This is a genomic window from Arthrobacter sp. Cr_A7, assembly GCF_029222765.1.
Lineage (GTDB): Bacteria > Actinomycetota > Actinomycetes > Actinomycetales > Micrococcaceae > Arthrobacter.
Genome location: NZ_JARHXQ010000371.1, coordinates 1 through 3,256 on the forward strand (window position 1 = coordinate 1; position 3,256 = coordinate 3,256).

The 3,256-nt window shown below is 61.5% G+C and carries 4 protein-coding genes; 2 read left to right on the plus strand and 2 right to left on the minus strand.

Annotation, left to right across the window (positions count from 1 at the left end; translation table 11 throughout):
• Positions 1-15 precede the first annotated feature (15 nt).
• Together P2Q66_RS21735 and P2Q66_RS21740 are read right to left on the minus strand one after the other, a co-directional pair.
• A complete protein-coding gene (locus P2Q66_RS21735) occupies positions 16-336 on the minus strand; it encodes a GYD domain-containing protein (RefSeq protein ID WP_079598516.1) in 321 nt (106 codons plus the stop codon).
• Positions 337-602: 266 nt separating this feature from the next.
• Positions 603-830 (minus strand): hypothetical protein, encoded by a 228-nt coding sequence (locus tag P2Q66_RS21740; protein ID WP_115525995.1) that lies wholly within the window; start codon positions 828-830, stop codon positions 603-605.
• A gap of 503 nt (positions 831-1,333) precedes the next feature.
• Here P2Q66_RS21740 and P2Q66_RS21745 point away from each other — a divergent pair.
• Positions 1,334-1,810, plus strand: coding sequence for a hypothetical protein (locus P2Q66_RS21745; protein WP_079598476.1), 477 nt, complete (start codon positions 1,334-1,336; stop codon positions 1,808-1,810).
• Positions 1,811-2,004: 194 nt separating this feature from the next.
• Entirely contained in the window at positions 2,005-2,793 is a 789-nt protein-coding gene (locus P2Q66_RS21750; RefSeq protein WP_275731473.1) for a PRC and DUF2382 domain-containing protein, read from the plus strand.
• The last annotated feature ends 463 nt before the right edge of the window (positions 2,794-3,256 follow it).

A 3,256-nucleotide genomic window follows, 5' to 3' on the forward strand; every position in this document is an offset into this window, starting at 1 on the left:
TTGGGCCTGGCTCCCCTACTGTCCCGGTGCCCGATAGGACGGCGTCTTCTTGGCGGCGTTGTCGAGGTCTTCCACGGTCAGGAGCGGCTTCAGACGGACGTTGACGTTCCCCGTCGAGTTGATCAGCAGCGACAGCGCTGCGGCGCTTGCATCATCCGGGGCCTCAAAAACACCCAGGACGTCGTAGTAACCAAAGGCGTAGTAGAAGCTCTCCAGTGAGCCTCCCACCGAGCCGAGGGCCTCCACCAGTGCGTCCCGCCGCGCGGTGCCGCCTTCCTTCATCAACCCTTTGATGCCCTGGCCCACGTACGTCGCTTCAAACAGATACTTTGGCATGGTCTTTTCCCTTTCCTGCATCTTCATCCCGGTTGTCGCCGCAGGAACTTCATCCCGACCCTGAGGACACCGTTGTAGCAGGGCCGAAGTGGCACGGAGCGGCGCCTCACTCGGTGATAACGGGGTGATTGCCCCGCTAGCGCAGACGCTATTCCTCGGGTTAAGGGCAGTCAATATGCTGGGGATACCTAATGCCCCGGCACCTCCACCGTGGCCGGCACCGCCACCGTGGCCCAATCCTGCGGAGACGAAGCAGCCGGGGCAGGCTACGGCTCAGCCCGGGTCAAGAGCCATGCTGCGTCCATGTCCGGCTTGGGCTTTGACCGGCGAACCTTGCGCACCAGGACGATGAACGGCAGGAGCAGCAATTGGAGAACACCGGCTGCAATCAACAGCACAACGATGAGGACGACGATGGGTAAGTACAGCATGAACACGCCGGCAAGGGTGGCAAAGTACCCGAAAGTGAATCCGATAATTGTTCCGGTATCCATGTCTACCCCGAAGAACTAATTACCGTGAACCGGATGAAGCTTAATGATTGTTTGTTGTCGGCGGTGCGACGCTTGGCAGAGCCCTCCATGTGCGGACTTTCCTGACTCCCGGCATGCGGTGCCGGGCTGAATGGTGCCCGCTTATTGGGCGTACTCGGCGCCAAGGCCTGTATGCGAGTTCGCTGTTCTGGCCGGAGGGAGGGGCAGCCGAAGCCACCACCGACGACCCTTTCCGGCGGCGCCGCAATCGTAGGAGTACGAAGACCGTTAATCCCATCCAAGCGAAAGCTGCACCGAAGATTAGGACTACTGACGGGATCGTACCCATGCCTGAGTGTAGGCCCGGAACAGGCTGCAGTCCTTACCTGTTTTCTGAGTGCTGACTACTCGTGATACCCCGTTGGTACCTACTGCGCAGGTCTTCCAGTCCGAGCCAAATACCCTTTCTTCTGTCACGCCGCCGGCCGTAGGCTATGGGCATCCATCCCACACAGGAGGCACCCATGCGTACGGCAGAACCCATGACTGAAACCGAGCAGCTCCACCATCTTCTGGAAAACCTCACCACCCGTCTGGCCAGGGGCAAGGAATGGGCCACGCCCGGCGTGCAGGCTGCCCTGCAAAGAGCAGTGGCCGGCCTGGATACCGGCATCGAAACTGCGTCCCCGCGCCTGCAAATGCTTCTGCGCGCGCTGGCGGACGAGCTTGCAGGCGGTGTGGAAACGCTGACTCCCCGGGTGCGGGAACAGTTGAAGCGTGTTGGGCCGAAAGCCACTGCCGAGGTCCCGGTGGAAGCGGGTCGGTCGGCAGCCAGGACATTGTGGTGGCTCGGCGCGATGCTGCTCGCGGCGGGGGCCGGAGTGGGCGTGTGGCGCTCCTTGCAGGCATCAGGGGAAGAGTCTGCGCCCTCGCTAACTGTGCAGGAGACCGGCAGCAAGAGTTCTGATGATGACCCCGAGCTCGCCGCTGGCCGGATATAAGGGCTTCGTACGCGGGGCGCACCAGAATAGTTCCGCCGCCGCAAAGCCGGGCAGGTGTTGAAGAAAGTCTCCGCAGGGCCCGCCGAGCAACTGCGCGACCTTTGAGGTGAGCGGCTTGCCAGATCAATAGTAAGCGTGCTTAGTATTGATCTGGCGCAAAGCCAAAGGCCCTGAAATCAATCCAAGGAGACACCATGTTTGCCAAGGAAAACATTGACACCCTGCTCAACGCCGGCGGTAACGTCCTGAGTGCTGACGGGGACAAGATCGGTTCCATCGGCCAGGTCTACGCCGATGATGAGACAGGCCAGCCCTCCTTCGTCACTGTAAAGACCGGGCTTTTCGGTACGTCCGAATCGTTCGTCCCGCTGGAAGGTGCACGCACTGAGGGCAACGACATTGTTGTGCCTTACGGCAAGGACCAGGTCAAGGATGCACCGCGGGTCGCTGAAGACGGCCATCTGGAACCGGCCGAGGAAGATCGGCTGTACACCTACTACAACCTCGGTGGTGGTACCTCCTACAGCGGGACCCCTTCCCGGACCGGCACAGCCGACACCGGCGAAAGGACGGGCACCGTGGGCCATGACACCTCCGGCCCAACGACTGATGATGCAATGACCCGGTCGGAAGAGCAGCTCCGCGTCGGCACCGAAAAGCAGGCCGCAGGCAGGGCCCGGCTTCGCAAATACGTCACCACCGAGAACGTCACCAAGACCGTACCGGTGCAGCGTGAAGAAGTCAGGATCGAGCGCGAACCCATCACCGACGCGAACGTCGGCGCCGCGATGGATGGACCCACGATCAGCGAGGAAGAACACGAAGTCATCCTCCACGAAGAACGCCCCGTGGTGGAAAAGGAGACCGTCCCTGTCGAACGGGTCCGCCTGGATAAGGACACCGTGACCGAAAACGTCACCGTCAACGAGGAAGTCCGCAAGGAAAACATCGACACCGACGGAACCGGCGGCACCCGCCGCTAAACCAATTTGTGCACAAGGGCCCGGGCACCAACCCCCGGGCCCTTTGCATGCCGTCCAGACAGCAGGGCTCCCGCCGGGTTGGCAGAGCGAACCTTAAGAAACTGATGGACGATTTTTGGCTGCAAGTGCGGCCAGGTCCCGGATCAGCCGCTGGACTTCATGTTCCCGGCCTCTCCGGGGCGGGGTCAGTTGCGCCGAGCACGGCCTTACCAGGCGGCTCTTAGGCGGAGCTGGAACAGGAGCGGACTTTCGCGGCTCCATTGACGGCCGCGACTCCTTTGCCCCGAGCGGAATATCCATGCCCATACGTCCCCCTCGACGTAGTTGTTCTGCTGCCCTGTGAAAAACACTTTAGGAAGCCAGAGGACCGGGCGGAAGCGCATATGTCCATCATCGGGATTTATTGTGCCGATCTTGATCCTTCGCTGCGCCACGGGGGCATCTGCGGGCCATCAAGCACCGG

What these genes read in the sequence shown, in the direction of transcription:
- P2Q66_RS21735 (WP_079598516.1), bottom strand. Translation starts at nt 336, where the DNA reads ATGCCAAAGTATCTGTTTGAAGCGACGTACGTGGGCCAGGGCATCAAA.
- P2Q66_RS21740 (WP_115525995.1), bottom strand. Translation starts at nt 830, where the DNA reads ATGGATACCGGAACAATTATCGGATTCACTTTCGGGTACTTTGCCACC.
- P2Q66_RS21750 (WP_275731473.1), top strand. Translation starts at nt 2,005, where the DNA reads ATGTTTGCCAAGGAAAACATTGACACCCTGCTCAACGCCGGCGGTAAC.
- P2Q66_RS21745 (WP_079598476.1), top strand. Translation starts at nt 1,334, where the DNA reads ATGCGTACGGCAGAACCCATGACTGAAACCGAGCAGCTCCACCATCTT.